Annotated in this window: 23 protein-coding genes and 2 pseudogenes; 11 read left to right on the top strand and 14 right to left on the bottom strand. The window is 70.0% G+C overall.

What is annotated here, in order from left to right; genetic code table 11:
* The 3 genes and pseudogenes from NLX94_RS38360 to NLX94_RS38350 all read right to left on the bottom strand — a co-directional run.
* A partial coding sequence (locus NLX94_RS38360; RefSeq protein ID WP_254387931.1) for a type I polyketide synthase occupies nt 1–3,842 on the bottom strand: 3,842 nt, incomplete at its 3' end.
* Nucleotides 3,843–4,409: 567 nt separating this feature from the next.
* Nucleotides 4,410–4,497 (bottom strand): annotated as a pseudogene (locus NLX94_RS38355) (DNA-binding protein); the annotation flags it as partial.
* Between the two features lie 11 nt (nt 4,498–4,508).
* A complete protein-coding gene (locus NLX94_RS38350; protein WP_254387932.1) occupies nt 4,509–4,784 on the bottom strand; it encodes a hypothetical protein in 276 nt (91 codons plus the stop codon).
* 733 nt (nt 4,785–5,517) lie between these two features.
* Here NLX94_RS38350 and NLX94_RS38345 point away from each other — a divergent pair.
* Both NLX94_RS38345 and NLX94_RS38340 read left to right on the top strand, forming a co-directional pair.
* Nucleotides 5,518–6,354, top strand: a complete 837-nt coding sequence (locus tag NLX94_RS38345; RefSeq protein ID WP_254387930.1) for a hypothetical protein — start codon at nt 5,518–5,520, stop codon at nt 6,352–6,354.
* Nucleotides 6,351–6,926 (top strand): hypothetical protein, encoded by a 576-nt coding sequence (locus NLX94_RS38340; RefSeq protein WP_254387929.1) that lies wholly within the window; start codon nt 6,351–6,353, stop codon nt 6,924–6,926. The genes NLX94_RS38345 and NLX94_RS38340 overlap by 4 nt, the downstream gene beginning before the upstream one ends.
* Nucleotides 6,927–7,205: 279 nt before the next feature.
* Here NLX94_RS38340 and NLX94_RS38335 read toward each other — a convergent pair whose 3' ends face one another.
* Nucleotides 7,206–7,466 carry a hypothetical protein gene (locus NLX94_RS38335; RefSeq protein WP_254387928.1) on the bottom strand — a complete coding sequence of 87 codons (261 nt, stop codon included), beginning with the start codon at nt 7,464–7,466 and terminating at the stop codon, nt 7,206–7,208.
* Between the two features lie 606 nt (nt 7,467–8,072).
* On the opposite strand from NLX94_RS38335, the gene NLX94_RS38330 reads away from it, so the two are divergent.
* On the top strand, nt 8,073–8,213 hold the full coding sequence (locus NLX94_RS38330; protein ID WP_254387927.1) for a hypothetical protein: 141 nt from the start codon (nt 8,073–8,075) through the stop codon (nt 8,211–8,213).
* Here NLX94_RS38330 and NLX94_RS38325 read toward each other — a convergent pair.
* Nucleotides 8,210–8,404, bottom strand: a complete 195-nt coding sequence (locus NLX94_RS38325; protein WP_254387933.1) for a transposase — start codon at nt 8,402–8,404, stop codon at nt 8,210–8,212. The genes NLX94_RS38330 and NLX94_RS38325 overlap by 4 nt on opposite strands.
* 171 nt (nt 8,405–8,575) lie before the next feature.
* Here NLX94_RS38325 and NLX94_RS38320 point away from each other — a divergent pair, with 171 nt between their 5' ends.
* Nucleotides 8,576–9,928, top strand: coding sequence for an FAD-binding oxidoreductase (locus NLX94_RS38320; RefSeq protein WP_254387926.1), 1,353 nt, complete (start codon nt 8,576–8,578; stop codon nt 9,926–9,928).
* A gap of 270 nt (nt 9,929–10,198) precedes the next feature.
* Here NLX94_RS38320 and NLX94_RS38315 read toward each other — a convergent pair.
* Nucleotides 10,199–10,309 (bottom strand): annotated as a pseudogene (locus tag NLX94_RS38315) (recombinase family protein); the annotation flags it as partial.
* A 663-nt stretch (nt 10,310–10,972) separates the two neighbouring features.
* Nucleotides 10,973–11,638 (bottom strand): metalloregulator ArsR/SmtB family transcription factor, encoded by a 666-nt coding sequence (locus NLX94_RS38310; RefSeq protein ID WP_254387925.1) that lies wholly within the window; start codon nt 11,636–11,638, stop codon nt 10,973–10,975.
* 85 nt (nt 11,639–11,723) lie between these two features.
* On the opposite strand from NLX94_RS38310, the gene NLX94_RS38305 reads away from it, so the two are divergent.
* Together NLX94_RS38305 and NLX94_RS38300 are read left to right on the top strand one after the other, a co-directional pair.
* Nucleotides 11,724–13,088, top strand: a complete 1,365-nt coding sequence (locus tag NLX94_RS38305) for an MBL fold metallo-hydrolase (protein WP_254387924.1) — start codon at nt 11,724–11,726, stop codon at nt 13,086–13,088.
* Complete coding sequence (locus NLX94_RS38300) at nt 13,085–14,359, top strand: MFS transporter (protein ID WP_254387923.1); 1,275 nt, start codon at nt 13,085–13,087, stop codon at nt 14,357–14,359. Before NLX94_RS38305 ends, NLX94_RS38300 begins: the two co-directional genes overlap by 4 nt.
* Before the next feature lie 91 nt (nt 14,360–14,450).
* On the opposite strand, the gene NLX94_RS38295 is transcribed toward NLX94_RS38300, so the two are convergent.
* Nucleotides 14,451–15,827, bottom strand: a complete 1,377-nt coding sequence (locus tag NLX94_RS38295) for an FAD-binding oxidoreductase (protein ID WP_254387922.1) — start codon at nt 15,825–15,827, stop codon at nt 14,451–14,453.
* A 153-nt stretch (nt 15,828–15,980) separates the two neighbouring features.
* Here NLX94_RS38295 and NLX94_RS38290 point away from each other — a divergent pair, with 153 nt between their 5' ends.
* Nucleotides 15,981–16,688, top strand: a complete 708-nt coding sequence (locus NLX94_RS38290) for a helix-turn-helix domain-containing protein (protein ID WP_308402655.1) — start codon at nt 15,981–15,983, stop codon at nt 16,686–16,688.
* Nucleotides 16,689–16,780: 92 nt separating this feature from the next.
* Here NLX94_RS38290 and NLX94_RS38285 read toward each other — a convergent pair whose 3' ends face one another.
* From NLX94_RS38285 to NLX94_RS38270, 4 genes are all read right to left on the bottom strand, one after another.
* The gene (locus tag NLX94_RS38285) at nt 16,781–17,044 is read right to left on the bottom strand and encodes a cation transporter (protein ID WP_254387920.1); all 264 of its coding nucleotides are present in this window, start codon (nt 17,042–17,044) and stop codon (nt 16,781–16,783) included.
* Nucleotides 17,044–18,171, bottom strand: coding sequence for a sulfite exporter TauE/SafE family protein (locus tag NLX94_RS38280; protein WP_254387919.1), 1,128 nt, complete (start codon nt 18,169–18,171; stop codon nt 17,044–17,046). Before NLX94_RS38280 ends, NLX94_RS38285 begins: the two co-directional genes overlap by 1 nt.
* A gap of 117 nt (nt 18,172–18,288) precedes the next feature.
* A complete protein-coding gene (locus NLX94_RS38275; RefSeq protein WP_254387918.1) occupies nt 18,289–18,687 on the bottom strand; it encodes a hypothetical protein in 399 nt (132 codons plus the stop codon).
* Between the two features lie 54 nt (nt 18,688–18,741).
* Nucleotides 18,742–19,152 (bottom strand): heavy metal-responsive transcriptional regulator, encoded by a 411-nt coding sequence (locus NLX94_RS38270; protein WP_254387917.1) that lies wholly within the window; start codon nt 19,150–19,152, stop codon nt 18,742–18,744.
* A gap of 137 nt (nt 19,153–19,289) precedes the next feature.
* Between NLX94_RS38270 and NLX94_RS38265 the strand changes: the two genes are divergently transcribed.
* Both NLX94_RS38265 and NLX94_RS38260 read left to right on the top strand, forming a co-directional pair.
* Nucleotides 19,290–21,491 (top strand): cation-translocating P-type ATPase, encoded by a 2,202-nt coding sequence (locus NLX94_RS38265; protein ID WP_254387916.1) that lies wholly within the window; start codon nt 19,290–19,292, stop codon nt 21,489–21,491.
* 62 nt (nt 21,492–21,553) lie between these two features.
* Complete coding sequence (locus tag NLX94_RS38260) at nt 21,554–22,387, top strand: DUF2182 domain-containing protein (RefSeq protein ID WP_254387915.1); 834 nt, start codon at nt 21,554–21,556, stop codon at nt 22,385–22,387.
* A 304-nt stretch (nt 22,388–22,691) separates the two neighbouring features.
* Here NLX94_RS38260 and NLX94_RS38255 read toward each other — a convergent pair whose 3' ends face one another.
* Nucleotides 22,692–23,312, bottom strand: coding sequence for a DUF1326 domain-containing protein (locus NLX94_RS38255; RefSeq protein ID WP_254387914.1), 621 nt, complete (start codon nt 23,310–23,312; stop codon nt 22,692–22,694).
* Between the two features lie 443 nt (nt 23,313–23,755).
* Here NLX94_RS38255 and NLX94_RS38250 point away from each other — a divergent pair, with 443 nt between their 5' ends.
* Nucleotides 23,756–24,412: a DUF1326 domain-containing protein gene (locus tag NLX94_RS38250; RefSeq protein ID WP_254387913.1), complete on the top strand. Its 657-nt coding sequence runs from the start codon at nt 23,756–23,758 to the stop codon at nt 24,410–24,412.
* 278 nt (nt 24,413–24,690) lie between these two features.
* Nucleotides 24,691–25,110: a DoxX family protein gene (locus tag NLX94_RS38245; RefSeq protein WP_254387912.1), complete on the top strand. Its 420-nt coding sequence runs from the start codon at nt 24,691–24,693 to the stop codon at nt 25,108–25,110.
* Nucleotides 25,111–25,237: 127 nt separating this feature from the next.
* Here NLX94_RS38245 and NLX94_RS38240 read toward each other — a convergent pair.
* On the bottom strand, nt 25,238–25,849 hold a 612-nt coding region (locus tag NLX94_RS38240; protein WP_254387911.1), incomplete at its 5' end, for a radical SAM protein.

The following is a 25,849-nucleotide window of genomic DNA, read 5'->3' as shown; positions in this document are numbered from 1 at the left end:
CCCAGACGACGCGCATCCGACAACCGCTCCACCAACAGGACACCGACACCCTCAGCCCAACCCGTCCCATCCGCACCAGCAGCAAACGCCTTACAACGCCCATCCGGAGCAAGGCCGTTCTGGCGGCTGAACTCGACGAGGTGTCCGGGGGTGGACATGATGGTCACGCCGCCGGCCAGTGCCAAAGAGCACTCGCCCTGCCGCAGAGACTGCACCGCCATGTGAAGAGCCACGAGCGACGACGAGCACGCCGTGTCGACCGTCACCGCCGGGCCGTTGAAGCCGAAGGTGTACGCGAGGCGTCCGGAGGCAACGCTCGATGCGGTGCCGGTCAGGAGGTGACCGTCCACCAGGCCGTCCGGCTGGTGCAGGCGCGGGCCGTAGTCGGAGCCCATGGAGCCGATGAAGACACCCGTGGACGAACCACGCAGGCCGGCGGCGTCGATTCCGGAGCGCTCGATGGCCTCCCAGGCGGTTTCGAGCAGCAGCCGCTGCTGCGGGTCCATCGCCAGCGCCTCGCGGGGCGAGATCCCGAAGAAGGCCGCGTCGAAGGAGGCCGCTTCGTCGAGGAAGCCGCCGAATCGGGTGGCGGAGATGCCGGGTGCGTCAGCCCCGGTTCCGTAGAGCGCGTCGAGGTTCCAGCCCCGGTCGTCCGGGAAGCCGCAGATCGCGTCCGTACCTGTGGAGACCAGGTCCCACAGGTCTTCCGGTGAGGTGACTCCACCGGGGTAGCGGCAGCCGATCGCCACGATCGCGATCGGCTCGTTGTCGTCCGCGGCGGTGGACCCGCCCGCGACCGCGGGGACGGTCGGGTTCTGGGACCGGTCGCCGTCGCCCGACAGGCGGTCGTGGACGTGGTCCGCGAGGCGGTTCGGGGTCGGGTACTCGAAGACCACCGTGGTCGGCAGCCGTACGCCGGTCAGGTCGCTGATCTGGTTGCGGAGGGCGACGGCTCCGACCGAGTCCACCCCCAGTTCCTTGAACGTACGGGATGGGTCGACGGCCTGCTCGTCGCGGTGACCGAGCACGCCCGCTGCGGCGGCGACGACCAGGTCACGCAGTTCGCGCCGCGTCGCGGCAGCGCCCCCACGGGCGTCGCCCGCAGAAGACCGAGCGGAACCGTCCCCGGAACCAACACCGGAGCCAGCCCCGGAACCACCCCCGGCCTTACCGGCCTCCCCGGCCCCCAGAAGCCCCCGTCCCCGCGACGTCTGCCCGAGCCAGTGCTGCTCCCGCTGGAAGGCGTACGTCGGGAGGTCCACCGTCCGGGAGCCGGGGACGACGCAGTAGCGCTCCATGTCGACGGCCGCCCCGCGGGCGTAGGCCTCGGCGACGCTCCGCCGGATGCGGTCCGGTCCGCCCTCGGACCGGTGCAGTGTGCCGACGACGGCGGCTCCGCGGCCCGTGGCCTCGATGGTCTCTTCGATGCCGGTGACGAGCACCGGGTGGGGGCTGCATTCGATGAACAGCGCGCAGTAGCGTGTGAGCGCCTCGGACGTGGCCCGTTCGAACTGCACGGTGTGCCGCAGGCTTCGGAACCAGTAGGAGGCGTCGAGGGTGGCGGTGTCGATCGGTTCACCGGTCAGGGTGGAGATGAAGACCGTGGAGGTCGAGACCGGACGGATGGGTTCCAGAAGGGTGAGCAGTTCCTCGCGGAGTACGTCGACGGCGGAGGAGTGCGAGGCGTAGTCGACCGGGATCAGCTTGGTCCGGAAGCCTTCGGCGGCAAGCTCGGCCTGGAACTCCGCGATCGCGTCGGCCGGGCCGGAGACCACCACGGAGGAGGGCCCGTTGACGGTGGCGAGGCTGATGTCGGGGTGCTGCGGCAGCCGCTGCGTCATCGTCTCCTGGGACGTTCCCACGGACAGCATGGCACCGCCGGCGACCCGGACGAGGGCGCGGCTGCGAAGGGCCACGACGCGTGCGGCGTCGTCGAGGCTGAGGGCGCCCGTGAACGCGGCGGCGGCGATCTCGCCCTGCGAGTGGCCGATCACCGCGGCCGGTTCGATGCCCTGGTCCCGCCAGACCTCGGCGAGCGACACCATGACCGCCCACAGCGCGGGCTGCACGACGTCGACCTGGCTCAGGTCGGGGGCGCCGGGGACCTCGCGCAGGACGTCAAGGAGGGGGTAGTCGGTGTACGGCGCGAGCGCCTCCGCGCACTGGGCGATGCGGCGGGCGAACACGGGTGAGGAGTCCAGTAGTTCGGCGGCCATCCCGGCCCACTGTGTTCCCTGGCCGGGGAAGACGAAGGCGCAGGAGCCGTCCACGGTTCGGCCGGTGACGACCGAGGGGTGGGGGCGTCCGGCGGCCAACGACCGCAGTCCGTCCATCAGTTCGTCGTGGTCCGAGCCGGTGATCACCGCCCGGTGGTCGAACTGGGCGCGCGTGCGGACGAGGGACAGGGCCACGTCCGTGGGTTCTATCGCCGGGTGCGCGGCGAGGTGCCGGGCGAGCTCCTCGGCCTGGCCGCGCAGGGCCTGCGGTGAGCGTGCGCTGACCACCCAGGGGGCGGCGGCGGCCCGGGGGTCGGACGGGGCCGGGGTCTCGACCCGCTCCGCGGCCTGCGGCGCCTCGCTCAGGACGAGGTGGCAGTTGGTGCCGCCCATGCCGAAGGAGCTGACACCGGCTATCAGCCGGGCGTCGGGCTGCGGCCAGTCCTCGGGGGCCACGACGACCCGCAGGCCGAGCTCGTCGAGCGGGATGCGGGGGTTGGGGGTGTCGAAGTTCAGGTTCGGGGCGAGGCCGCGGTGCTTCAGGCTGAGGACGACCTTGAGCATCCCGGCGATGCCCGCCGCGCCTTCCAGGTGCCCGATGTTGGTCTTCACCGATCCCACGAGCAGCGGTTCGGTACCAGCCCGGCCGGTGCCGAGGGCGGCGCCCAGCGCGGCCGCCTCGATCGGGTCGCCGACCTTGGTGCCGGTGCCGTGGAGTTCGACGTACTGCACGTCGGACGGGCTGACTCCGGCCCTGAGGCACGCCTGCCGGACCACCTGCTCCTGGGCCTGGGCGCTCGGGGTGGTGAGGGTCTCCCCGCCGCCGTCGTTGTTCACGGCGCCGCCCAGGATCACGCAGTGGATCTCGTCGCCGTCGGCAACGGCCGCGGACAGCGGCTTGAGGACGACGAGACCGCCGCCCTCGCCGCGTACGTATCCGTTGGCCCGGCTGTCGAAGGTGTAGCAGCGGCCGTCGGGCGAGAGTGCGCCGAACCGGCCGATGGCGGCGGTGGTGTCGGCGAGCAGGTTGAGGTTGACGCCACCCGCCAGCGCGATCCGCGACTCGCCGCGCCACAGGCTCTCGCAGGCGGCCTGGACGGCGAGGAGGGACGAGGACTGGCCGGAGTCCAGGGTCAGGCTGGGGCCGCGCAGACCCAGCAGGTACGACACTCGGTTGGCGATGATGCCGCGCTGGACGCCGGTGAGGGTGTGCGGTCCCACGCCGTCGGTGCCGAGCCGGTCGTGCAGACTGGCGTATTCACCGGCAATGGCTCCGACGAATACCCCGGCTTCAGCTCCGCGCAGCGAGTCCGGGGAGATACGGGAGTGTTCGAGGGCTTCCCAGGCCAATTCGAGGACGAGTCGTTGCTGGGGATCCATGGCCGCGGCCTCGTTCGGGGAGATACCGAAGAATCCGGCATCGAAGCCGTACACGTCCGAGACGAATCCGCCGCGGCGGTAGGATCCCAGATCCTCGTGCGCCCATCGCTCGGCCGGCGCCTCGGTGATGGCGTCCACGCCGCCCCTCAGCAGCTGCCACAGCTGCTGAGGACTGTCTGCCTGGGGCAGCCGGCACGCCATACCGATGACGGCGATCGGATCAACGATCTTGTGGGCATTTTCCATGGAAATCAACGACTCTCCCCGAACCACCGATGCATTCGAACATCAACGCATAAGGGGGAAGCCTGCTTGTCTGCAACTCCCGCGTCAACGTTCGGAAGTGTTGGCCCGCTGGCGAGAAGCAGTAGGCAAGAACATGTCGCCGGGGGACTTCCCTTCCCAGGCTCCGGAACCGTGGGCAGGGCGAATGCCGCGAGGAACAGCCATGGCTGGCTCGGACCCAGGCCGAGCAGCAGGGTCAGCAACAGCGGGGGTGACCGTCGGAGAACGGCGCGTCGCGACGGTCTCGGCGAGGTGGTGCGTGCGGTGGCGACAGGCGACACCCACAGCGCGAGCAGCAGCGGCGCGACCAGGTAGTTCACCGGGTTGGCGATGATCAGGATCCGCAGACGGGTGATGCCGTCGTAGCCGATGAGGAGCACGCCGCCGATCTGGGTCGGCCGGGCGCCGACTGGGTCACCGGTTCCATCTGGGACGTCGACGGCGGAGTTGCGGCCGGCCGCAACTCACCACCCATGTTGATGTGTGGATGGTCGGTGGTGAGCATGGTGACGTCTTCGACGTTGGGGGTCAGGGCGGCGTCGCGTGCGGCGGTGAGCCACTCGTGGACCTCACGGTCGCGCTGAACAGCCTTCGCCAGGCCCTCGCTGTCCAGCATCAGGGCGCCACTTACGCGGCCGCCCCGGCGCCGGAAGAGGTGCCGCCGGTGAGCTTGGCCCGCTTGGCCCGCTTGGCCCGCTTGGCGGCGACGGCCTCAGGGTCTGGGGGGCCGTGCTTCTCGTCGAAGTCGGCGATCAGCTCGTCCAGGTTGTCACGCTCGATCTGCCGTCGCGCGGCCTTCTCCGGGTACGCGGACGTGCCCCGTTTGCCAACCCGCTCTCGGATCGCTTGCAGGGTGCCGGCCGTGAGGGAGGTCGGTGTGATCGTCAGCCACGGGACACGTATGGCATTTCAAATGCTGTCCGGCGATCCCTTGCCGCCGGTCGGCCTCAGAGGCCCCCGCAGGGGCGTGGCGTGCGTCGAAAGTGCACACGTAGCGCCCATGGCGCGCGCAATGCACATTGATCTTGAGTCCGATTTGCGTCGCAGGTGTCGCTGACCTGCGGTTTTCCTTGACCTGTTTTCTGTTGACATGTTTGCGATGACCCACCACGTGGAGTGCGTGGCGATCCTTGAACCGATCGCGAAGAGCTCCTGACCTGCAGGTTTGTCGATGTGCATTATGTGCGTTGTGGGCGTTACGGGCGATATCTCGACGCTGGTTTGACGCTCGTGACGCTCATTTGACGCTCATGGAAGCCATTCCCTGATGGGGCGTCAGTATTTACTGACGTCACGTCAGTAGTGGAAGCCGTCTTCTGGGCCGGGCTGTGTGCCCGGTCGGGAAGGCGGCTTTCTGTGTGCCGTGGTGGCGAATGCCGGCCTTGCCGGTGCGATGCGCGAGAGCCCCTGCCGGTTACGTTCTGTAGCAATTCTGGCTAGCCGCTACTCGTGTCGGCGGTAGGGGCCAGACTCCTCAGCCCGACTTTTGCCGTCCTGGCCGCCGTCCCCACTTCCGTGGGCAGAACGTGTAGCCGATGCCGGTCGAGGCGGGGTCATTTCGCCGGTTCTCGGCGCGATGCCCGTCGATGGCCGGTAGAGCGGAGGTATCTGCCGGCTGAGAGCGTGAGGTGGGCGCATGCGCCGCTGGTCCCCGTTGAACGACCGACAGCGAGAGCTCTTGAGGCGGCTGGATACCGGCGTGGAGTTGGGCTTGGCATCGGCTGAACGGCTCTCCGCGTATGCGCTGCGCGACCGAGGGCTGCTGGCGATCGGTCGCCGTAGTGGGGCGGTGTGGGCCGAAGTCACCGAGGCAGGGGAGTTCTATCTGGAGCACGGTCACCATCCGGAGGATCCGCGGTATGCCGGCGCGCCCCAGTCAGGTGCCAAAGAGATGCCCGTGCCGTACTCGGAACGGGCAGTGGCCGCCCGGGCCCGGCGGGCCAAGGCGGCCGAGCTGATCGAACGGCTCATGGCTGAACGGCGGGTGGTCATCCCGGAGCCCGACGAGGCGACGGAAGCCGAATACCGGCGGGCCATCACCTATGCGAAGCGGCACGACCTCACGCCGCCGGGGAAGCGCATCGAGAAGCTCCGCCTGTGGAACCGCGACCTTCAGATCTCACTCGAAGACGGGCCGCATCACAACGCGAAGAGCGAGAGGCCGGAGAGTGCGCCGCCCGTCCCTGTGCCCGCCCAACTGCGTTCCCTTCACCCGGTGATGGCTGCTCTCAAGGAAGACCGGTTCCGGCTCGCCATTTCCGCGACTCTTCGGAGCAGGGCTCTGCGCCTGCTCCAGGGCCTTTGCGCGGAAGCGGTGAAACGCGGCTACGCGGTACGGGAACCTCCGATGGAGGAGGACTACCGCAGCCGGGCCCATGGGTACGGCGGCACGTACGTCCCTCTCGTCCCTCTCGTCCCTCCCGGCGCGAGGGCGAGTTGGTCTTGGTCGTCGGCGACTTCACGTACCTGGTGACCATCAAGCAGGAGTTCCCGCTGTCCGAAGACTCGGAGCGGGCGCAGAGCCTGATGGTCGAGCTCCCGTACGGTCGATCGGGCAGCCAGGGCAAGTGGGCCGACCGGAAGCGGTGGAGGCTGGAAGGCGTCCTCGGTGCGGTCCTGCGAGAGGTGGAACTTCGCTCGGGGGAAGACGCCCTACGCCGGATCGAGGAGAAACGGGCCGAGGTGGACCGGAAGGCCCGGTGGCAGGCAGCGATGGACTCGGCGCGGGAGCAGGCGATCCAGGCCCAGCTCGCGACTGTCCTGCGTCAGCAGGCGAAGGACTGGCATCAGGCAAGGGCGCTGAGCCAGTACTGCGATGCTCTGGAGCGCCGGCTCGTGCGTCGGGCGATTCGGCCGCACTGGAAGCAGTCTCCACCCGACAGCGGCTGGACTGGGCCCGCGCCCTACGTGAGTTCTCTGGACCCGCTGCGGGAGCTGCGCGGGACGCCGACGACGCGTGCGCCCGATCCTGAGGAACTCAAGCCGTACCTAATCGGCTGGAGTCCGCGTGGCTCGGAAGGGCATGGCTACTCCTGGGGCAAGTGATCAAATAGCCCTGGCGCCCAGCCACGGCGTGGCTGCGGCTCCGTTGTCTGGCCGTGCTGCAGCGAGGTGATCCTCGACCTGCCCGCACGTCGACCACGATGCGGGGCGGATGGAATCGTGAAGATCTGCGTGCGGCCGGAGTGCGCCAGCCGTGTCCGGGGCGGTCCAAGGCGCCGAGGACCGTACGCCGCGCGCGCCGCAGAGCGCGCCTCAGCCGCCCGCCAGACCGCGCCCGGGGCAAGGTCCCGCTGTGCCCGGCGCGGTGGCGGCGGATCTCGGTCAGCCGAGGAGCCGTGTCTTGATCAAGTATTCGGCTTGATCGGACAACTCCGCCCGCAGGTCCTGTTCGTCGGCGATCTCGATTTCCTTGCGCAGCGCCAGCTCGGTGCGCAGTACCGTCGTCCTGGGGACCGGCACCCGTTGGCCGGGCTTCTCGGTGAACGGCTGTAGTTCTTCGGCGAGCGCCTGAGCATCGTCGGACGTGCCGCGACGCAGGGAGACGAACACTCGGGCGAGCCAGTCCGCGGGGATCTGCACCATGAAATCAGTCATGCCGGTGCAACGACGTGGTGACGTGGCCCGTGGTGCTCAACCGCCCGCCCGGCCGAATGTCGCGGCAAGCCCCGAACTGTCGGAGCCTGCTGACCTGGACCGGCTCCCCGCCCTCGGGCGACGTGACTGAGGCTTCGAGGGACGAGGAGGCGGCCGCCGCGCCTGCCGTTCAGGGAACGGCCGCGACACCCCGTGGGCCTATCGATCAGACACCATCGCCCCTCGCTTGCCCCAGCGACCACGCCGTGCCCGGCCTGGTTGACACACGCATCGACCCGCTGGGCCGCTGATCGCTCCGCCGTACCACGGCGCTACCGAGATAGCCGGCGACCTGCACCAGGTTCCCGGCCGTCCGGTACGCCTCGACGAGGCGTGCGATCGCGTGTGGCCGCTCCCCCTCGGAGCGTCCGATCGGGGAGGCGGCTTCTGTAAGCAGTGGATGTGCCGGATGCCGGCCTTGCCGTCGCGAAGCCAGAGCCCTTCTGGCGGTCATGCTCTGGAGTGGCTCTGGGGTCCGAATAGGAACGGACCAGGAAACCAGTGTTGCTGTCAGAAGTTTTGACAGGTCGTGATCCCAGCGTTCAGGGTGCGCGGGTGAGCGATGACCCGACGATCGGTTCCCTGAAGGCGGAGGGCTGGGGGCTGCGGCAGATCGGCGCCCAGGCGGGCCTGTCGCACGAGAAGGTCCGCTATCGGCTCGCCCAGGCGTCGGACGAGCCGGCCGGGCCCGCCTAGTTCGTGGTGCCGGCACCCTCGGGCTTGCGGGTGGAGCGGAGCTGTCCGCCCCGGACCTCGGCGGGCAGGGCGAAGCTGTAGCGGCCGTGGAAGTTGATGCGGGCGAACTTCAGCGGGGTCAGGCGGGCGATGTCCTCGTCGACAGGACAGCCCTTGGGTGAGCCGTTAGCGAACGGCGAGCCAAATGGCATGTAACTGAGTGTGACGAGTCTCGGTGGGGTTTCACCGAGGGTGCCCGTGCCCGTACTCGGGCGTACGGTGAAGGCATGGCCGCCGGGTGCGCCGGTGGCGCCTCCACAACCGGGAGGTTGTCGGTAACACGAGCCGGTGAGCGGGCCGAGGCGAAGCCGAGGAGGACCGCCATGATCGTTGACGACGCGAGCATCCAGGAGCTGCGGGGGCGCCTCCGCGGGCCGGTATTCCTGCCCGGCGATGAGGGCTATGACGACGTCCGCAAGGTGTTCAACGCGATGATCGATCGATGGCCTGCCCTGATCGTGCGCTGTACGGGCGTCGCGGATGTGATCGCCGCGGTCGACTTCGCCCGCGACGCGAGCTTGCTCGTCTCCGTGCGCGGCGGCGGCCACAACGTCGCGGGGCACGCCGTGTGCGACGGCGGTGTGGTGATCGATCTCTCGGCGATGAAGAGCGTTCGTGTCGATCCGGGAAGCCGGACGGCGCGTGCCGAGGGCGGATGCACCTGGGGCGACTTCGACCATGCGACCCAGGCCTTCGGGCTGGCGACGACGGGCGGAATCGTTCCCTCGACCGGCATCGCGGGGCTCACCCTCGGTGGCGGGATCGGCTACCTGAACCGCAAGTTCGGGCTCGCGTGCGACAACCTCCTGTCGGCCGACGTGGTGACCGCGGACGGAGAGTTCCTCACGGCCAGCGCGACCGAGAACGAGGATCTGTTCTGGGGGCTGCGCGGCGGGGGTGGCAACCTCGGAGTGGTCACGTCCTTCGAGTACGAGGTTCACGACGTGGGCCCAGTGCTCGGGGGCGAGCTCGTGTATCCGCTGGACCAGGCGGAGGAGGTGTTGCGGTTCTACCGGGGCTGGTCGAGTGAGGCCCCTGACGAGGTGAGGGCGGATGCGACCCTGCTGTCCGGCCCCGAGGGGCCCGCGCTTGCGATCATCGTCTGTTACTGCGGAGCGGTCGATGACGGTGAGAAGGTGTTGCAGCCCCTCAGGCAGTTCGGCTCTCCGATGATGGACGCCATCGCGCCGGTCCCGTACGCGACGGTCCAGAACCTCCTGACCGAGGTGTTCCAGCCGGGCCTGCGGCACTACTGGAAGAGCGGCTTCGTCCGCGAATTCAGCGACGAAGCGATCGGAGCGATCGTCGACTCCTTCGCCAGTGCCGTCCCGCCACCGTTCGCAGCGGTGGCGATCGAGCACCTCGGGGGCGCGATCAGCCGAGTTGGTGAAGGGGATACGGCCTTCAGTCACCGGCAGGCGACGCACAGCCTTCTCGTGCTCCGGATGTGGCAGGACCCGGCAGAGTCCGCCGAGAACATGGCGTGGGGGCGTGCGTGCTACGACGCTGCGGAGCCCTTCCTGGACAACGGGGTCTACGTCAACTACCTGGGCGATGAGGGAGAGGCTCGGGTCAGAGCCGCCTACGGCGCCGGCTACGAGCGACTCGTGGAGGTCAAGACCAGATATGACCCGACGAACCTCTTCCGACTCAACCAGAACGTCGCGCCGGTCTAGGGGGCCCGGGTGGCCAGCCCACGGATCCAGGGAGGGGCATGACCAGATACGCCAGAACCCGCCACGCGCACGCGACGATCTTGAGCGTCTGACGGGTCGTCTACGGCGCGGAGACCGCAGCAGTCCGTTCGTCGTGGTCGCGCAGGTGGAGGGCCAAGAACAGCATGTCGTCGTCGGTGACGCCGGCGCCGCCCATGGTCTTGCCGCGCTTGCGGGCGCTCTCGTGCCTTCGAGGGTGCGGTCTCGGATGTACTCGCGTTCCATGCCGGAGATGGCCGCGAGCACGGTGAACACGATGCCGGAGGGATCATGTGAGCCCTTCAGCTCTCCGGTGAGGAACTCCAGGCCGACGTCGCTCGCCTTCAGCTCCTCGGCGAGCATGGCGAGTTCGATGCCGCGGCCGAGCCGCTTGTGTTCGTGGACGACGAGGGTGACGGAGACGCCGGAGGAGCGGATCTCTTCGGCTGGCTTTTACGGCGGCCTCCAGCGCGGGGCGCTTCGTGTGCTCGGGTGGAGATCTTCTCCGAGAAGACCCGGGTGACCCCAGTCTCGGCAAGCGAGTCGAGCTGAGCGTCGAGGGATTGTCGCGCGGTAGAAGCGCGGGCGTAGCCGAGGCGGACGTGCCCGACCGGCTCGGCGCCGGCACTCGCGGGCCGGGGCAGCTCGACCCAGGCCGAGCCCGGCTTGCGCACGGCGGGGGTGGGGACGTTCAGGGCCTTGGCGAGTTGGGGCATGAGCCGGAAGCGGGCGGTGTGGTACTGGATGGCCACCTTGCCCTTGCCGGTGCGGCACGGCGAGCCCGCAGGGGTGCAACACCGGTTTCCTGGTCCGTTCCTACTCGGACCCCGCTCTCGGTCGCCGCCGGGTGTGCTGGTGCCATTAACCGAATCCTCGGCCGCTCGCTGGTGCACGGGCGTGTTGGTCGGGCGGGGCAGGTGCCAACCGCGTCACCGAAGCGCTCGCCTGGCCTGCCGCTCCCGGTCGGCGCGCGGGCTCCGTCGGGGAATGCCGTGATGCGCCTACTCGGGCATGGAGACCAGGGTTCTAGGCCGCGCCGGCCTCGACAGGGAGGTCGTGCAGGCGCCATTCGAGCATGCCGTCGGCCAGCCGGAGGGCCTGGCGGCCGTGGGCTGCCAGCAGGCGGACCGCATCGTGGGACAGGACGCAGTTGGTGCCGCGGCAGTAGGCGACGATCTCGGCGTCGTCGGGGAGTTCTGCCAGGCGGGCTTCGAGCTGGTCGAGGGGGATGGACAGCGAACCCGGGATGTGGCCGGCGAAGTATTCCTCGGCGGGCCGGACATCGATGACGGTGGCAGTGCCCGCCTTCACGCGCTCCAGGAGTTCCTCGCGGGTGAGCTGGTCGGTGTCCTCGGGGCCGAGGTACGCGGTGCGGGCCTGCCCGGTGGTGGCGAGGTGGGTACGGCTGACCTGCTGCAACAGCGCATAGAGGGCTGCGACATCGTCGCCGGCGAGCCGGTAGTGGATGCGCACTCCGTCGCGGCGGGTAGCCACGAGTCCGGTCTGCTTCAGGGCCTGTAGATGCGCGGAGGCGGTGGTCAGGCCGAGTCCTGCGGCCTTGGCGAGGGCGTCGACGCTGCGCTCGCCTTGGGCGAGCAGGTCGAGAAGTTCCAGACGCTTGCCGTTGGACAGGGCCTTGCCCGTACGGGCGACGGCATCGAACAGCGCGGCTTTGCGGGTGGGGTCCCCCATGGCATCCTCCATAAATCCATGGAATATTGTATGAGAGGCGGGCCGGTCTCGCCAACCCCGCACACTGAACATCTGGGAGGCCGCCGTGAGCTTCACCGACGAGTATCTGATTCCCCTGGTGGACGCAGGGCTGGGCAACAGCGCATACCTGGTCGACCTCGGTGATGGCCGAGCCCTGGCCGTGGATGCCTCCCGTGACCTGCGCGCTCTGCGGGACGCCGCCGCGCGACGCGGGCTGACCGTGGCATTCGCGGCCGACACCCACCTGCACGCCGACTTCCTGACCGGCGCGCTCCAGCTCGCCGCCGACGAGGGGGCCCTGGTCCTGGCCTCCGCGGCCGGCCGCCGCGCCTTCCCGCACACCGCGCTCGCCGACGGCGACGAGGTCGACCTCGGCGGGCTGAGGCTGCGGGCGCTCGCCACTCCCGGCCACACCGACGAGCACCTGTCCTTCCTGCTCCTCGACGGCACCCGCGAGCTGGGGGTGTTCACCGGCGGCTCGCTGATCGTCGGATCCGCCGCCCGCACCGACCTGCAAGGGGCGGACCGGGCCGAGGAGCTGGCCCGCGCCCAGTACCGCTCCCTGCGACTGCTGGCCGAACTCCCCGACGCCACCGCGGTCTGGCCCACCCACGGTGCCGGATCGTTCTGCTCGGCGCCGCCCGGTGCCGAGCGGACCACCACCATTGGCGCCCAGAAGGCTGCCAACGACCTGTTGGCGGCACCCGACGAGGATGCCTTCGTGGCCCGGCTGCTCGGATCGCTCGGCTCCTACCCCGCGTACTTCGACCGCCTCGCGGAGACCAACCGGCAGGGCCCGGCCCTGCTCACCGCAGCCCCGGGTCTGAAGCCGCTGACCCCGGCCGCCGCGCGAACCCTGCTCGCCTCCGGCGCCCGCCTCGTCGACGCCCGTCCCGTGCCGGACTTCGCCGCCGGGCACATCCCCGGCGCCATCTCCAACCCACTGCGACCGGCATTCGCCACCTGGCTCGGCTGGCTGCTGCCTGACGACACCCCACTGGTCTTCGTCCTCGGCCCCGGCCAGGACGAGCAGGAGCTCGCCTGGCAGGCCGCGAAGATCGGCTACGACCGGCTCGCCGGACAGCTGGCCGGCGGCATGACCGCCTGGCTCGCCGACGGCGGCCCGGCGGACACGACCAACCTCGTCACGGCCGAGCAGATCGGAGACCGCCCGGTCCTGGACGTACGTCAGACCTCCGAGTTCGCCGGCGGCCACATCCCCGGAGCCGCACACGCCGAACTCGGCACCCTCCCGGCAGACCTGCCCGCTACCGCGGACGGCACGGTGGTGATGTGCGGACACGGCGAACGCGCCATGACCGCCGCCAGCCTCCTCGCCCACTCCGGCGCCAGGAACCTCGCGGTCCTGGCCGGTGGCGCCGCAGACTGGGCCGACGTCACCGGCAGAGCCCTTGAGGAGGGTGTGTGACCGACCCCGCCGCTCCGGCGTCCGGACACCCGGGCGGGATCAGACTCGGACTGCGCGCCAACCTCGCGCAGTTCGCCCTCCTCGTGGCGGTCAACGCGCTGGTCGGCGGCATGCTCGGCCAGGAGCGCACCGTGCTGCCGCTGCTCGCCGAGCAGGCCTTCCACCTCTCCGCCTACACCGCCGCCCTCACCTACATCGTGGCCTTCGGCGCGACCAAGGCGGTCACCAACTTCCTCGCCGGAACCTGGTCGGACCGCTACGGCCGCAAGCCCGTGCTCATCGCGGGCTGGCTCATCGCCCTGCCGGTCCCCCTGCTGCTGATCTGGGCACCGTCCTGGGGTTGGGTGATCTTCGCGAACGTGCTTCTCGGCATCAACCAGGGCCTGACCTGGTCCACCACCGTCGTCATGAAGATCGACCTGGTCGGCCCGGCCCGCCGAGGACTTGCCATGGGCCTGAATGAGGCCGCCGGCTACGGCGCGCTCGCCGCCACCGCCATGGCCACGGGCGCCATCGCCGCTCACACCGGACTGCGGCCCGAGCCGTTCTTCCTCGGCATCGCCTACGCCGCCCTCGGGCTGGGCCTCTCCGTCCTCGCCGTCCACGAAACCCGGGAACACGCCCGTGCCGAAGCCGCCCTCCGCCCCGCCCCGAACAACCTCGGCCACCACGGCGAACTGACCACACGTCAGATCACCCGCGCCACCAGCATCGGCGACAAGGCCCTGTCCTCCGCCAGCTGGGCCGGCATGGTCAACAACCTCAACGACGCCCTCGCCTGGGGCATTTTCCCCCTCCTCTACGCTGCCCACGGCCTGTCCATCGCCCGGATCGGGCTGCTCGCCGCCCTCTATCCCGCTGTCTGGGGACTCGGTCAGATCCTGACCGGCTGGTGGTCCGACCGCATCGGCCGCAAGCACCTCATCACCGCGGGAATGCTTGTGCAGGCCGCCGCCATTGGCCTGGTCGCCGTAGGCGCCTCCTTCCCCGTCTGGGCCCTCGCCCAGATCCTGCTCGGGGCGGGCACAGCGATGGTCTACCCGACCCTGCTCGCCGTGATCGGCGACGTCGCCCATCCGGCCTGGCGGGCCCGTGCCGTCGGCGTCTACCGGCTGTGGCGCGACGGCGGCTTCGCTGTCGGCGCCCTCCTGGCGGGCGCTCTCGCCGATGTCTTCGGCCTCACCGCCGCGATCTGGGCCGTCGCCGCCCTCACCGCCGCCTCCGGACTCCTCGTCGCCATCCGGATGTACGAGACACACCCGAGGGCATGAGGACAGCCGGCCGGACTGCTCGTCATTGGCCTCTTCCTCCGGTCGCCGAGATCGGGAGGTCGACCCGGACCGGGGCCGTCGCCCGACCCGCTCAGCCGGGGCGGATGTTCTTGTTGTGGTGGAAGGCGTTGTCGGGGTCGTACTTGGCCTTGACCTCGGCCAGTCGCCGGTAGATGTGATCGCCGTAGGCCTCCCGAACGCGGCCGGTGTCGTCGTCGGAATCAAGGAAGTTGACGTAGACGCTGCCGGCGCTGTGCGGTTGAAGGGCTTGGAGGAACCGGCGGGCCCAGGCGGTCTCGGCCGCGGCGTGTTCGTCGGACTCGTCGGGGAGCCATACGCCGTCGATGACGATGTTGTGGGCCACGTCGCGACCGGCGTAGGCGGTGGCGTCGTGGGGGACCCGTGCGACGGCGCCACCCATGTGGAACATCGCCGCATACGACCGGGGCGAGGCGGCACGGTAGGCATGATCGGCGATGACGCCGATGGCCTCGTCGGACAGGCTCGTGAGGTCCGTGGCCTTCCAGTAGTAGTGCCATCCGTGGGGGACGGTGTCGTCGAGGCCGCCCTGGAAGGCGGCGTACGGCGTGGGTGCGAGCAGGTCCACGAGCGGCGTCCCGAAGCGCCGCAGGGCCCGTACCGCGCGCTCGCCGTCTTCGACGGTGCCGGCGTAGCAGCAGGCGACGGCGATGGCCGGCCGCCAGTGGAGCTCCTCGGGGATGACCGGCAGCGGCGGGATGGTGCCGAGCCTGACGACGGTGCCGAGCTCGTCGGGCGCTGCGGCGGCGAAGTCCCGGTAGAAGCCCAGCACGTCGGTGGTGTCGTCGGCCGCCCAGAAGACGGGTCCGGCCATCACGGTCGGGCCGAGGGGGTGCAGGGCGAAGGCGAACGTGGTGACGACTCCGAAGTTGCCGCCGCCGCCTCGCAGCGCCCAGAACAGATCCGGGTGTTCATCGGCGGACGCCCGGAGGATGCTGCCCTCGGGGGTGACCACCTCGGCGGCCAGCAGGTTGTCGACGGCGAGTCCGTGTTTGCGCATGAGGAAGCCGATGCCACCGCCGAGGGTGAGCCCGGCGACGCCGGTGTGGCCCACGATGCCGCCGGTGGTGGCCAGAGCGTGGGCCTGCGTCTCGTCGACGTTGCCCCACAGCGCACCACCCTGCACCAGGGCCGTGCGGCCGGCGGGGTCGACCTGCACGGCCCGCATGGCCGAGAGGTCGATGACGAGCCCGTCGTCGCACACCGCCGTGCCGGCCACGTTGTGGCCCCCGCCCCGTACGGCGATCTCCAGGCCGTGGTCGAGGGCGAAGCGCACGGCGGCGACCACGTCCGCGGTCCCGCCGCATCGGGCGATCAGCCGGGGGCGCCGGTCGACGGCGCCGTTCCACAGTGCTCGTGCGGTGTCGTAGTCGGCGTGGTCAGCAGTGATCAGCCGGCCCCGGAACCCGTTGATCTCGTGGGTCTCCATCGCGGCCACCTCCTCGTTCCGAGGGCCGACTCGCTCGGTGGTCGGCGTCGTGGTCCTTGCCTCTCGACAGTCCCATCGCACCACCGTGGACCGCGGCTGTGAAGTCAAGATTCTGGACTTCGCCGCCGGAGGCCAAGGCGCGATACTGGTGTCGTGCGGACTTACGGCCAGTACTGTCCCATCGCCCGTGGCGCAGAGATCTTTGCCGAGCGGTGGACACCGGTGATCATCCGCAACCTGTACCTGGGCTGCGGAAACTTCAGCGAGATCCTGGAGGGCGCGCCCGGACTCTCCCGCACCCTGCTCGCGCAGCGGCTCAAGCAGCTCGAACGGCTCGGCATCGTCGAGTCGACACCCAAGCGCGAAGGGCGCGGAGGCCACTACGAGCTCACCTCCGCGGGGCAAGACCTTTTCAAGGTCTGCGTGTCGCTCGGCGAGTGGGGTGCCGCCTGGCTCGAGATCGCCCCCGAGCACCTCGACCCCTTCGTGGTGCTGTGGTCGATGTGCAACATGCTCCGCCGAGACCGGCTCCCGGACCGGCGCATCGTCATCCGCTTCGACTTCACCGGCCGCCGGCACCCGGAGCGGTACTGGCTGTTGATCGAGCACGCGGACACCGAGATCTGCAAGACGTACCCCGGCGTCGACGAGGACCTCTACATCACGGCGGAAGCGGAGGCATTCGTCAAATGGCATGCAGGCCAGCTCTCTTGGGCTGGAGCCACCCGCGACGGCCGCATCCAACTCCACGGCCCGTCCTGGCTCGTACGAGCCTTCCCCACCTGGAACGCCAAGAGCGCCTTCGCCCACATCAAGCCGGTCCCCCGGACTGTGGCGAGCCGACTGCCGACCCTGGGTTGACACGCAACGGGCCTGCTGGACCGTCGATTGCCCGCCCCCGAGGGCCCGGCACGGATTCCCCTCGTGCCGGGCCGAGCGAGTGACTACGGTCGTCAGTCGGCGATGCGCGCTGTGTAGTCCCCGGCCGCCGACACTGCCGCGACGAGCGCCGCAGTGTCGGCGCCGGTGTTGTCCTCCAAGCGGACGACGCAGCGTCCGGCTCGTACGTCGGTGGTGGCCGAGCGGACGCCGGGCAGGTCCTCCAGTTCGTCGTCGATGAGCAGGCCACAGCTGGTGCAGTGCATGCCGTCGATCAGGAGAACCACCTGTTCGCCGGGCACGGCCTCGGGCTTGTTCTTACGGCTGAACAGCTTCATCACAGGTCCTTCTTGAACTCGATCGTGCCGGTCTGCATGCCCATGGCGCAGGAGAAGCGCAGGGTTCCGGGCTTGCGGGTGCCCAGGTCGATCCCGGTGTCGCCGTCCCGTTTGACGATCTCCTGGACTCCGATTTCGGGGATGGTGAAGGCGCGGGCGCAGCCGCCCGAGTCCTTGCCCCGCAGTACCAGTGTGGTGGGCACTCCGGCCTTCGCGGTGAACCGCGTGGGGAGGTAGAAGTCCGTCACGGTGAGGACGACGGTCTGCTTTCCCGAGGCATCGATGCGTACGGGGGCGGCCTCGCCCGTCGCCGTCCCGCCGCTGCCGTCACCGCTGCCCTCGCCGCCTTCCACGACGAACGGGCCGGTGGCGGTGGCCTGCTGCTTGCCCGGGGGATCGAAGGAGACCCAGCCGCCGGCCTGAAGGGCCGAGACCATGGTCCAGGCCGCGACGGTCAGCACCACCACACCGGTGAGCCCGGCCAGCTTGCCGGAGAGGGCCTGGGTGCTGCGCCGGAACAGGTAGCCGAGGACGGCGAACAACGGTGCGGTGCCGAGCACGAATCCGGCCATCACCGCGGCGCCAGCCACCACCGAGCCGGAGGTGATGGCGAGCAGCTCCATCGACAGCGTCACCCCGCAGGGCACGAGCACCGTGGCGAATCCGACCAGGGCGGGGGTGACCGGCGACTCGGTCTTGGCGCTACGCCGCATCAGGCGGCCGAATGACGCCGGCGGGCGCGGCACCAGCCGCCCCACGGCCTTGACTCCGATGAGGTCCAGCGCGAAGAGCACCATGATGGCGCCGGCCACGAGCAGCAGCACCGCCTGTGTGCGCGGACTGGGCTGCAAGGCGCTGCCGAACACGCCGAGCAGGGCGCCGAGCGCCGTATGGGACACCAGCTTTCCGGCGAGGAATGCCCCGACGGGAGCAAGCGGTGTGCCGGCGTCGGCCTGCCGCGCGGGGTGCGGCGGACGTGCGGACTTGGGAGACGGTTTCGGGTCGAGGCTGCGGTGCCGGGTCACGGCACCGGCCAGCAGGCCCCCCTGTACGGCGGCGCACGAGGCGCCACCGGCGAGCAGACCGGTGCTCGCACCGGTGATCAGCAAAGCGACGGACGACGGCATGCGTCGTTACTCCTGTTCTGCGACGACGGCACGCGCGCGGGGACATCAGGGCGCGCCGAAGTGGACGTGAGGGAAGGCGGCTTCCCGCGAGGCGTCAGCCCTGCGGGTGGCCGGCCGTCACGTCCGTGACACGCACAACCGGTGCAGATCAGGAGGGGCCGCTGCCGGAGGCGGGGCATGGGGCCAGGGGCGCGGGAGCCGGGAGGAACAGTCCGTCGCGTGCGAGATGATCGCGGGCGCCGGGGCTGTCGGGCCGTCCTGCGTGAGGACGCCCTTCGGCGCCACGCACTGTTCCTCCGCCACCGGGCAACGCGGACCGTGGTCCGCCGGCGCGACGGCGGCCGAAGCCTCGACGTGCCCGCGGACCGCGACGTACGGGGAGGTGCCCATCGGCCCCGGCATCGTCATCGCGGTCGCCATCGCCGGACGCGCGAGCCCCGTCAGACAGGCGAAGAGCGCGCATACCAGTAGCACTCCGGACCACGTCCGGAGCGACAGGGGCAGGCGTCGCGACATGCGCGCCATGCTAGGCCATGCCCTGATCGGCCCTTGTGATCAGGGTTCCGCGGCTCAGGACGCCGCCGACGCACCTTCGATGATCCGGCAGACCACTGCGCTCTCTCCTCGGCCCGCTGCCCGGCCGGCCTGGGCCCGGGCACTGCGCAGGGTCGTCCGGAGCGCTTTGAGGTCCGAGATACGGCGGTCGATGTCCGCGAGGTGCTGATCGAGGAGATCGGTGACGAGGCCGCAGGGCTGCTCGCCGCTGCGCTGGAGGTCGAGGATGTCCTTGATCTCCTTGAGGCTGAGGCCGAGCGCCTGGGCCTGCCGGATGAAGCGGAGCACGGGAACCACGTCGTGCGTGTAGGTGCGGTAGCCGGCTGCGGTGCGCTCGGGCGGGTCGATGAGTCCGCCGGCCTCGTAGAGGCGGACGGCCTTGGGGCTCAGACCGCTTTCGGCGGCGATGCGGCCGACGGTGAGCATGGGCGACTCCGTTCGTACGGGTCCCGACAGTCTGCGCTTGACCTTGTCCTAAGGGCAAGGTTTTAGCGTGGTCGCACCGGCGGAGCTGTCGCGCATGCCCGGTTCCGTACGAGACTGAAAGCGAGAGGATCCCTGCCATGGCACCGACCGTTCCCGCCGAAGCCGACCACTCCATAGAGCTGGCCATCACGGGCATGACCTGCGCGTCGTGTGTGGCCCGGGTAGAGCGGAAGCTGGCCAAGCTGCCGGGAGTGAGCGCGACGGTCAACCTCGCGACCGCGACAGCGCACGTCACGCGGGACAACCCGGAGGTGTCGCATCAGCAGCTGATCGATGCGGTCGAGGCCATTGGGTACGGAGCCTCGGCGATGGGCCGCGAGTCCGCGCGGGAGGAAGCCGGGAAGGACACCGAGGGCGCCCACCTCGCCGGGCTTCGGCGGCGGCTGACCGGCTCGGCGCTGCTGGGGCTGCCGGTGGTCCTCGTATCCATGATTCCGGCGCTTCGATTCGACGGCTGGCCGTGGGCCGCGCTGCTGCTGGCCACTCCCGTGGTCGTGTGGGGCGCCTGGCCGTTCCACCGGGCGGCAGCCCTGAACCTGCGGCACGGATCGGCGACGATGGACACCCTGGTGTCGCTGGGTGTGCTCGCCGCCTATCTGTGGAGCGTCGGCGTTGTCATGGCCGGCGGCGAGCACCTGTATCTGGAAGTCGCGGTCGTCCTGACGGCCTTCCTGCTGGCCGGCCGGTTCTTCGAGGCCAGGGCCAAGCGCAGGGCCGGGGACGCGATCCGCGCGCTGATGGACCTGGGCGCCAAGGACGTCGCCGTGCTGCGCGACGGCGCGGAGGTACGCATCCCGGTCGAGGACCTGGCGGTCGATGACCTGTTCGTCGTACGGCCCGGGGAGAAGATCGCCACGGACGGCGACGTCGTCGAGGGCGCCTCGGCAGTGGACGAGTCGTTGCTGACCGGCGAGAGCGTGCCGGTCGAGGTCGAGCCGGGCTCCGCGGTCACCGGCGCGACCGTCAACAGCCACGGCCGACTGGTCGTACGGGCCACCAGGATCGGCGCGGACACCAAGCTGGCGCAGATCGCGGCCCTGGTGGAGCGGGCGCAGACGGGCAAGGCGGCCGTGCAGCGTCTGGCCGACCGGATCTCGGCGGTGTTCGTGCCGGTGGTCATCGCGCTCGCCGCGGGCACCTTCGGCGTCTGGCTGCTGACCGGCGCCTCCGCCGCGACCGCGCTGACCGCTGCCATCGCCGTGGTGATCATCGCCTGCCCCTGCGCGCTGGGCCTGGCGACGCCGACCGCCCTGATGGTCGGGACCGGCCGTGGCGCCCAGCTCGGGCTGCTGATCTCCGGGCCGGAGGTACTGGAGTCCACCCGACGGATCGACACCGTGGTCCTGGACAAGACCGGCACGGTCACCGAGGGCCGGATGCGCCTGGTGGACGTCGTGCCCGCCGCAAGCGAGGACGAGGCCGAGGTCCTGCGCCTGGCAGGGGCCCTGGAGGACGCGAGCGAACACCCCATCGCCGCCGCGATCGCCCAGGCCGCACGGGAGCGGCTCGGCTCGCTGCCGCCGGTGACCGGCTTCGCCAACACGCAGGGCCGGGGCGTCACCGGGACCGTAGAGGGGCGCACCGTTCACGCGGGCCGCGCCTCCTGGCTGGAGGAGCGGCAGCAACTGCGGTTGCCGGACGAACTCGCCCGGACCCGGGACACGGCGGAGGGTGAGGGACGCACGGTGGTCTTCGCCGCCTGGGACGGGCAGGTGCGGGCCGCGTTGGTGGTCGCCGACACCGTGAAGGCGACGAGCGCCGAGGCGGTCGCGGACCTCAAGCGGCTCGGGCTGACACCGGTCCTGCTGACCGGCGACAACGCGGCAGCTGCCCGCGCGGTGGCCGCCGAGGTCGGCATCGACCGGGTCATCGCCGAGGTCCACCCCGAGGACAAGGTCGCCGAGGTCCGTCGGCTTCAGGAGCAGGGCCGTGTGGTGGCGATGGTCGGTGACGGCGTCAACGACGCGGCCGCGCTCGCCCAGGCCGACCTCGGCCTGGCCATGGGCACCGGCACCGATGCCGCGATCGCCGCGTCCGACCTGACGCTCGTACGGGGTGACCTGCGGGCCGCGGGTGATGCCATCAGGCTGGCGCGCCGCACTCTTCGTACGATCAAGGCCAACCTGTTCTGGGCGTTCGCCTACAACGTGGCCGCCCTGCCGCTGGCCGCCCTGGGCATGCTCAACCCGATGATCGCCGGTGCCGCGATGGCCTCCTCGTCCGTCTTCGTCGTCACCAACAGCCTGCGGCTGCGCCGATTCCAGCCGCTGCATCGCTGACCCGCGGGTTCTGTGCTGAGCTGGAGATGTCCTCGGGCAACGGCGCCCCTGGGAGGCCCGCTATGCCGCACGTCCACCTCGAAGCACCTGCGCCGACCCGGCCCGGAGTGCTGCTGCCCCGGCGCGATCTGGCGGTCGCCTGGACGCTGATGGTGCTGATCGCCGTACTCGCATGGGTACTCACGATCGGGCAGGCCCGCCACATGGGGATGGAGCCGGGCACCATGGGGCTGGCGCTCCCGCTCTTCCTGCTGCTGTGGGTGGTCATGATGGCGGCGATGATGCTGCCGTCGGTGGCACCGGTGGCCATCACCTGGGTACGGGGGATCAGCCGCCGCTCGGCGGGACCGGCCCGCGCGCTGCACATCGCCGAATTCGTCTGCGGCTACCTGCTGGCCTGGACCGGGTTCGGGTTGCTTGCGTACGGCGCCCTGGCCGTGACCGGACACCTGGTGGACGGCAATCCGGAAGCGGGGCGCTGGATCGGGGCCGGAGCATTCCTCCTCGCCGGACTGCACCAGTTCGGGCCGTTGAAACGGGTCTGCCTGCGGCACTGCCGCAATCCCATGTTCCAGCTGCTGCGGTACTCGCGGTTCCGGCCGTGGGCAAAGGACCTGCGAGTCGGCGCGCACCACGGTCTGTACTGCGTCGGCTGCTGCTGGGGGCTGATGATCGTCCTGATCCCGCTCGGCTTCATGAACGTGGCAGCGATGGCGGCCGTGGCCGCAGTGATCTTCCTGGAGAAGCTCTGGCGACAGGGACCCTGGCTCACCTGGGCCGTCGGCCTCGTTTTCCTCGTCCTGGCGGCTCTGGCTCCCTTCCAGGACTGGCTGCTGCCGGGCCTGGAGAACGCTCCGCCGATGGGAGAGATGAACCAGATGACGGGCCTGCTCTGAGCGACGGCCTCGTCGCCGTCCGCCAAGCGGCGCGCCGGCAGCTGAAGAATCCCGCACTGGAGACGCAGAACGGCACCAGGAAGTTCACTGCCACGCGTACGGCCGTGGCCGCGCCGGCGTCGCCCGAGGCGATGACGGAACCCTGGTTGACCAGAGACAGCACGATGCCGACGAGAATCGCGATCGGTACACACCGGGACAGCGACGTGCGCGAGAACGCGGTCGGCAGCAGGCGCGGCTCCACCTGCGCGGGAGGAGACATATGCCGTCCTCCTCCCGTGTTCGACGCACTGGCCGACTGCCGCTACCGCCCTACGGGCGCGCCCGCGGGCTGCTCGCTGGAGAACGTGTAGTCGGACTGCTCTCCGTACGCCGGCTCGAAGGACAGGCCGAAGGCACTCGAAGTGCCGGTCGTACGCCCCAGGGTGAACTCGGGGGAGAATCCGAACATTGCGTTCTTCATCGTCGTGGGCCCGCCATCGGGGCCGCGAAGAGGCTCGAATGCCAGCTCGGTCTTCCCGCCGACGCTGAGCCGGGGCTTCTCCCCGTTCGTCAGGGAGACACTCGCCCGCTCCACGCCCAGGTACTCGCCGTAGAACTGCGACAGTTCACCGAACGCACCGCCTTCGCGCCCGGACAGAATGCGCTCGAGTGCATCGACTTGCGCGTCGCTGGCGCCCTCGTCGACGACGATGCCGACCTTCCAGTTGCCGGCCGTCAGGTTGGAGGGGAAGTGGTTGTAGAAGGCGAAGGTCACCCCGGACAGGTCTACGTCGTCCAAGCGCCCGTCCGCGACATGGAAGGCGGCGCATCCGAGGCATTCCTCGCGTCCTTGCGGGTCGTGCGGCTTCGCGTCGACGGCGCACCCGCAGACCATCGCGCATGAGCAACCAGCCAGGTAGTTGCCCGAGATACTCCACGTCATGACTGCTCCCGATCGCTGGATGGATTCCGCCGTCCGACGGTGCGGACGACGCCGGCGTCGAGGGCGGCGGGTGGGGAGCGCGCGGACGACAAGGCGGGCACGCCGCAGGCCATGGAGCCGACGCTGACCCCGGCAGCGGCGGCATACGTCACCCCGCTGCCCGGGCCAGGGGTTCTGTCCAGCGCGATGGCAGCATTCATCTCCGACTCGCCCCTGTGGACGCTGTTGCGGTCCGAGGAGCCAGCCCTTCCCTTCAAGGCTAGGCGTGCCCGTCACGGGTGTACAGATCGTCTGGGCCCCGACGGCCTCGGCTTTGCCCATCGCATGAGGAGGGGGAGAATTGACGTGATGACCTGTGCCGCCGAGCGCCCGCGGTGATGTCCGGCGAGGCGTTGCCGACCACGTGTTCCCTGCCCGGCGCGGGGCCGTATGGAGGCGATGAGATGTCCGAGACGACAGCGACCGTCCCGAGATGGCACGCGGCCGGCGACTGGTTCGACACCTGCAGGTGCAATGTCCCCTGCCCCTGTTCCTTTGCCCAGCTGCCCACCTACGGTGAATGCGACGGAATCCTGGCCTGGCACATCCGCGAGGGCAGCTACGGCGAGGTACCGCTGGACGGCCTCAACGTGCTCATGCTCGGCTCCTTCGTCGGCAACGTGTGGGCGGAGCACACCGACTCGTACGCGGCGGTGTTCCTCGACGAGCGTGCCGACGACGCGCAGCGCGAAGCCCTGCAAATGATCTTCGGAGGTCAGGCGGGCAGCTGGCCCGCCGAGATGGTGACCATGATGGACGCCGAGATGCGGGGCATGGACTTCGCGCCCATCCAAGTGGAGGTCGACGAGGACCTGGGCGGCTGGCGCGCCACGATCCCCGGCCGCGTCGAGGCGAGCGCGGTGCCCCTGACGGGCCCGACGACACCGGAGGGCGCGCGGGTCCAATCGACCAACCTGCCGGGCTCGGAGACCGGGCCGGGCCAGGTTGCGACCTGGGGCCGCTCGACGGCGGACCGTGCCGATGCCTTCGGCTTCCACTGGAGCCGGGAAGGCCAGTCCAGCAAGCACATCACCTTCGACTGGACAGGACCGGACCAGTGACCTGGGCCAGAGATTCGGTGGCAGTAGGCGGCTCCTTTGTCGAGTGGCTTCGTCCACTTCAACGACTCGCGGGCGGGTGGCCGCCAATCGCCCACCACCTGGGCCCCTTACTTGGCCATGGCCGAAGCGCTCAAGCTCACGCCCAGATCTTCATCAGCGGCGTCTCCAAGCCGTCCTGCTGTGCCGACTGAGGGCGGGAACCACCGCGTCGGACAGTGGACGGGGTCGCCGTGGGAAGATTGAGGTGACGCGGCCGACGGTTCCTCCGGGAGGTCACCATGGACGTGCTCGTGTTGATCGGACGACTCCTCTTCGTGATGCTCTTCCTGGGAAGCGCCGTCGCGCACCTCACGAAGACCCAGGCCATGGGGGCCTACGCCGCCTCCAGAGGGGTACCGGCCGCCGTCCCGGCAACGGTCGCCAGCGGTCTTGTGATTCTGGCCGGAGGCGTGAGCATCGCCCTCGGCATCTGGGCGGATCTCGGAGCTCTTCTCATCGCCGCCTTCGCCTTTCCCACCGCCGTTCTGATGCATGGCTTCTGGCGGGAGGAAGACCCGCAGGCGCGGCAGATGGAGCAGACGCAGTTCCTGAAGGACATAGCCCTGGGCGGCGCCGCCCTGATGCTGATCGCGTTCTTCTCGTACGTCGGCGACTGCCTCGGCCTGACGATCACCGGCCCGCTGTTCGACATCAGCTGAGCCGTTCCTCGGCTGCGACGCCGGCCTCCGGCGCATCAGGCCAGGAAGGTCAGCCGAGGGCACCGTCGTGGCCTCGGGTGAGACGCCGTCCTCAAGCCGATACCCATCGGCTCATCGGCTCCTCGGCTCATGCGCAGGGGAAGGTGCGGGCCGAGGCCTCGGCCGTCATCCGGTAGGCGCGGAACTGGTCTCGTACGAGTGCGATGGCGGCGTCGAGCGGGAAGATGTCGCGGGTGACGAGCTGTTCGTCGTCGTCAGCTCCTACGGGGTGCCAGTAGACGCCGTCTGCGGTGATGGTGACCTCGGGTACCAGGGATTCCACGGTGAGTTCTAGGCCCTCGTCGGCGGCGCCCTGGTGGGCGAGGGGGCGGACCACCTGGTTCTCGCGGGTGATGCCGAGCGCGTCGAGGAAGGACCGTAGTTCCCTCTCCTCGTGCTGGTCGTCGGTGGTGAGGGTGGCGGCCACCCGCACGGTGAAGCCCTCGCCGAGGGCGGTGTGGATTCCGGCGACGGCCTTGGCCCAAGTGCCTTTGCCGCGGTGGGAGTCGTGCAGATCAGGGGTGGCGGAGTCGAGGCTGATCTGGAGGGCGAGCCGGTCGCGGGGCATGGCCTGGAGCATTTGGAGCCGACGCCCACGCCACAGCATCCCGTTGGTGAGAAGCGTGGTGGGCAGCACGGCCGTGCACGCGGCGACGATCTCGTCGAGGTCGGGGAGCATGAACGGTTCGCCGCCGGTGAG

Origin of the sequence: Streptomyces sp. TBY4 (assembly GCF_024213195.1) — a bacterium.
Lineage (GTDB): Bacteria > Actinomycetota > Actinomycetes > Streptomycetales > Streptomycetaceae > Streptomyces.
Note: the sequence above shows the minus strand (reverse complement) of the source record. Positions and strands in the feature narration are given on the sequence as shown.

Coding starts and splice junctions, on each gene's coding strand:
- NLX94_RS38345 (WP_254387930.1), top strand. CDS start 5,518: ATGCGCCGCTGGTCCCCGTTGAACGACCGACAGCGAGAGCTCTTGAGG.
- NLX94_RS38335 (WP_254387928.1), bottom strand. CDS start 7,466: ATGGTGCAGATCCCCGCGGACTGGCTCGCCCGAGTGTTCGTCTCCCTG.
- NLX94_RS38325 (WP_254387933.1), bottom strand. CDS start 8,404: ATGCCATTTGGCTCGCCGTTCGCTAACGGCTCACCCAAGGGCTGTCCT.
- NLX94_RS38320 (WP_254387926.1), top strand. CDS start 8,576: ATGATCGTTGACGACGCGAGCATCCAGGAGCTGCGGGGGCGCCTCCGC.
- NLX94_RS38310 (WP_254387925.1), bottom strand. CDS start 11,638: ATGGGGGACCCCACCCGCAAAGCCGCGCTGTTCGATGCCGTCGCCCGT.
- NLX94_RS38295 (WP_254387922.1), bottom strand. CDS start 15,827: ATGGAGACCCACGAGATCAACGGGTTCCGGGGCCGGCTGATCACTGCT.
- NLX94_RS38285 (WP_254387920.1), bottom strand. CDS start 17,044: ATGAAGCTGTTCAGCCGTAAGAACAAGCCCGAGGCCGTGCCCGGCGAA.
- NLX94_RS38280 (WP_254387919.1), bottom strand. CDS start 18,171: ATGCCGTCGTCCGTCGCTTTGCTGATCACCGGTGCGAGCACCGGTCTG.
- NLX94_RS38275 (WP_254387918.1), bottom strand. CDS start 18,687: ATGTCGCGACGCCTGCCCCTGTCGCTCCGGACGTGGTCCGGAGTGCTA.
- NLX94_RS38270 (WP_254387917.1), bottom strand. CDS start 19,152: ATGCTCACCGTCGGCCGCATCGCCGCCGAAAGCGGTCTGAGCCCCAAG.
- NLX94_RS38265 (WP_254387916.1), top strand. CDS start 19,290: ATGGCACCGACCGTTCCCGCCGAAGCCGACCACTCCATAGAGCTGGCC.
- NLX94_RS38260 (WP_254387915.1), top strand. CDS start 21,554: ATGCCGCACGTCCACCTCGAAGCACCTGCGCCGACCCGGCCCGGAGTG.
- NLX94_RS38255 (WP_254387914.1), bottom strand. CDS start 23,312: ATGACGTGGAGTATCTCGGGCAACTACCTGGCTGGTTGCTCATGCGCG.
- NLX94_RS38250 (WP_254387913.1), top strand. CDS start 23,756: ATGTCCGAGACGACAGCGACCGTCCCGAGATGGCACGCGGCCGGCGAC.
- NLX94_RS38245 (WP_254387912.1), top strand. CDS start 24,691: ATGGACGTGCTCGTGTTGATCGGACGACTCCTCTTCGTGATGCTCTTC.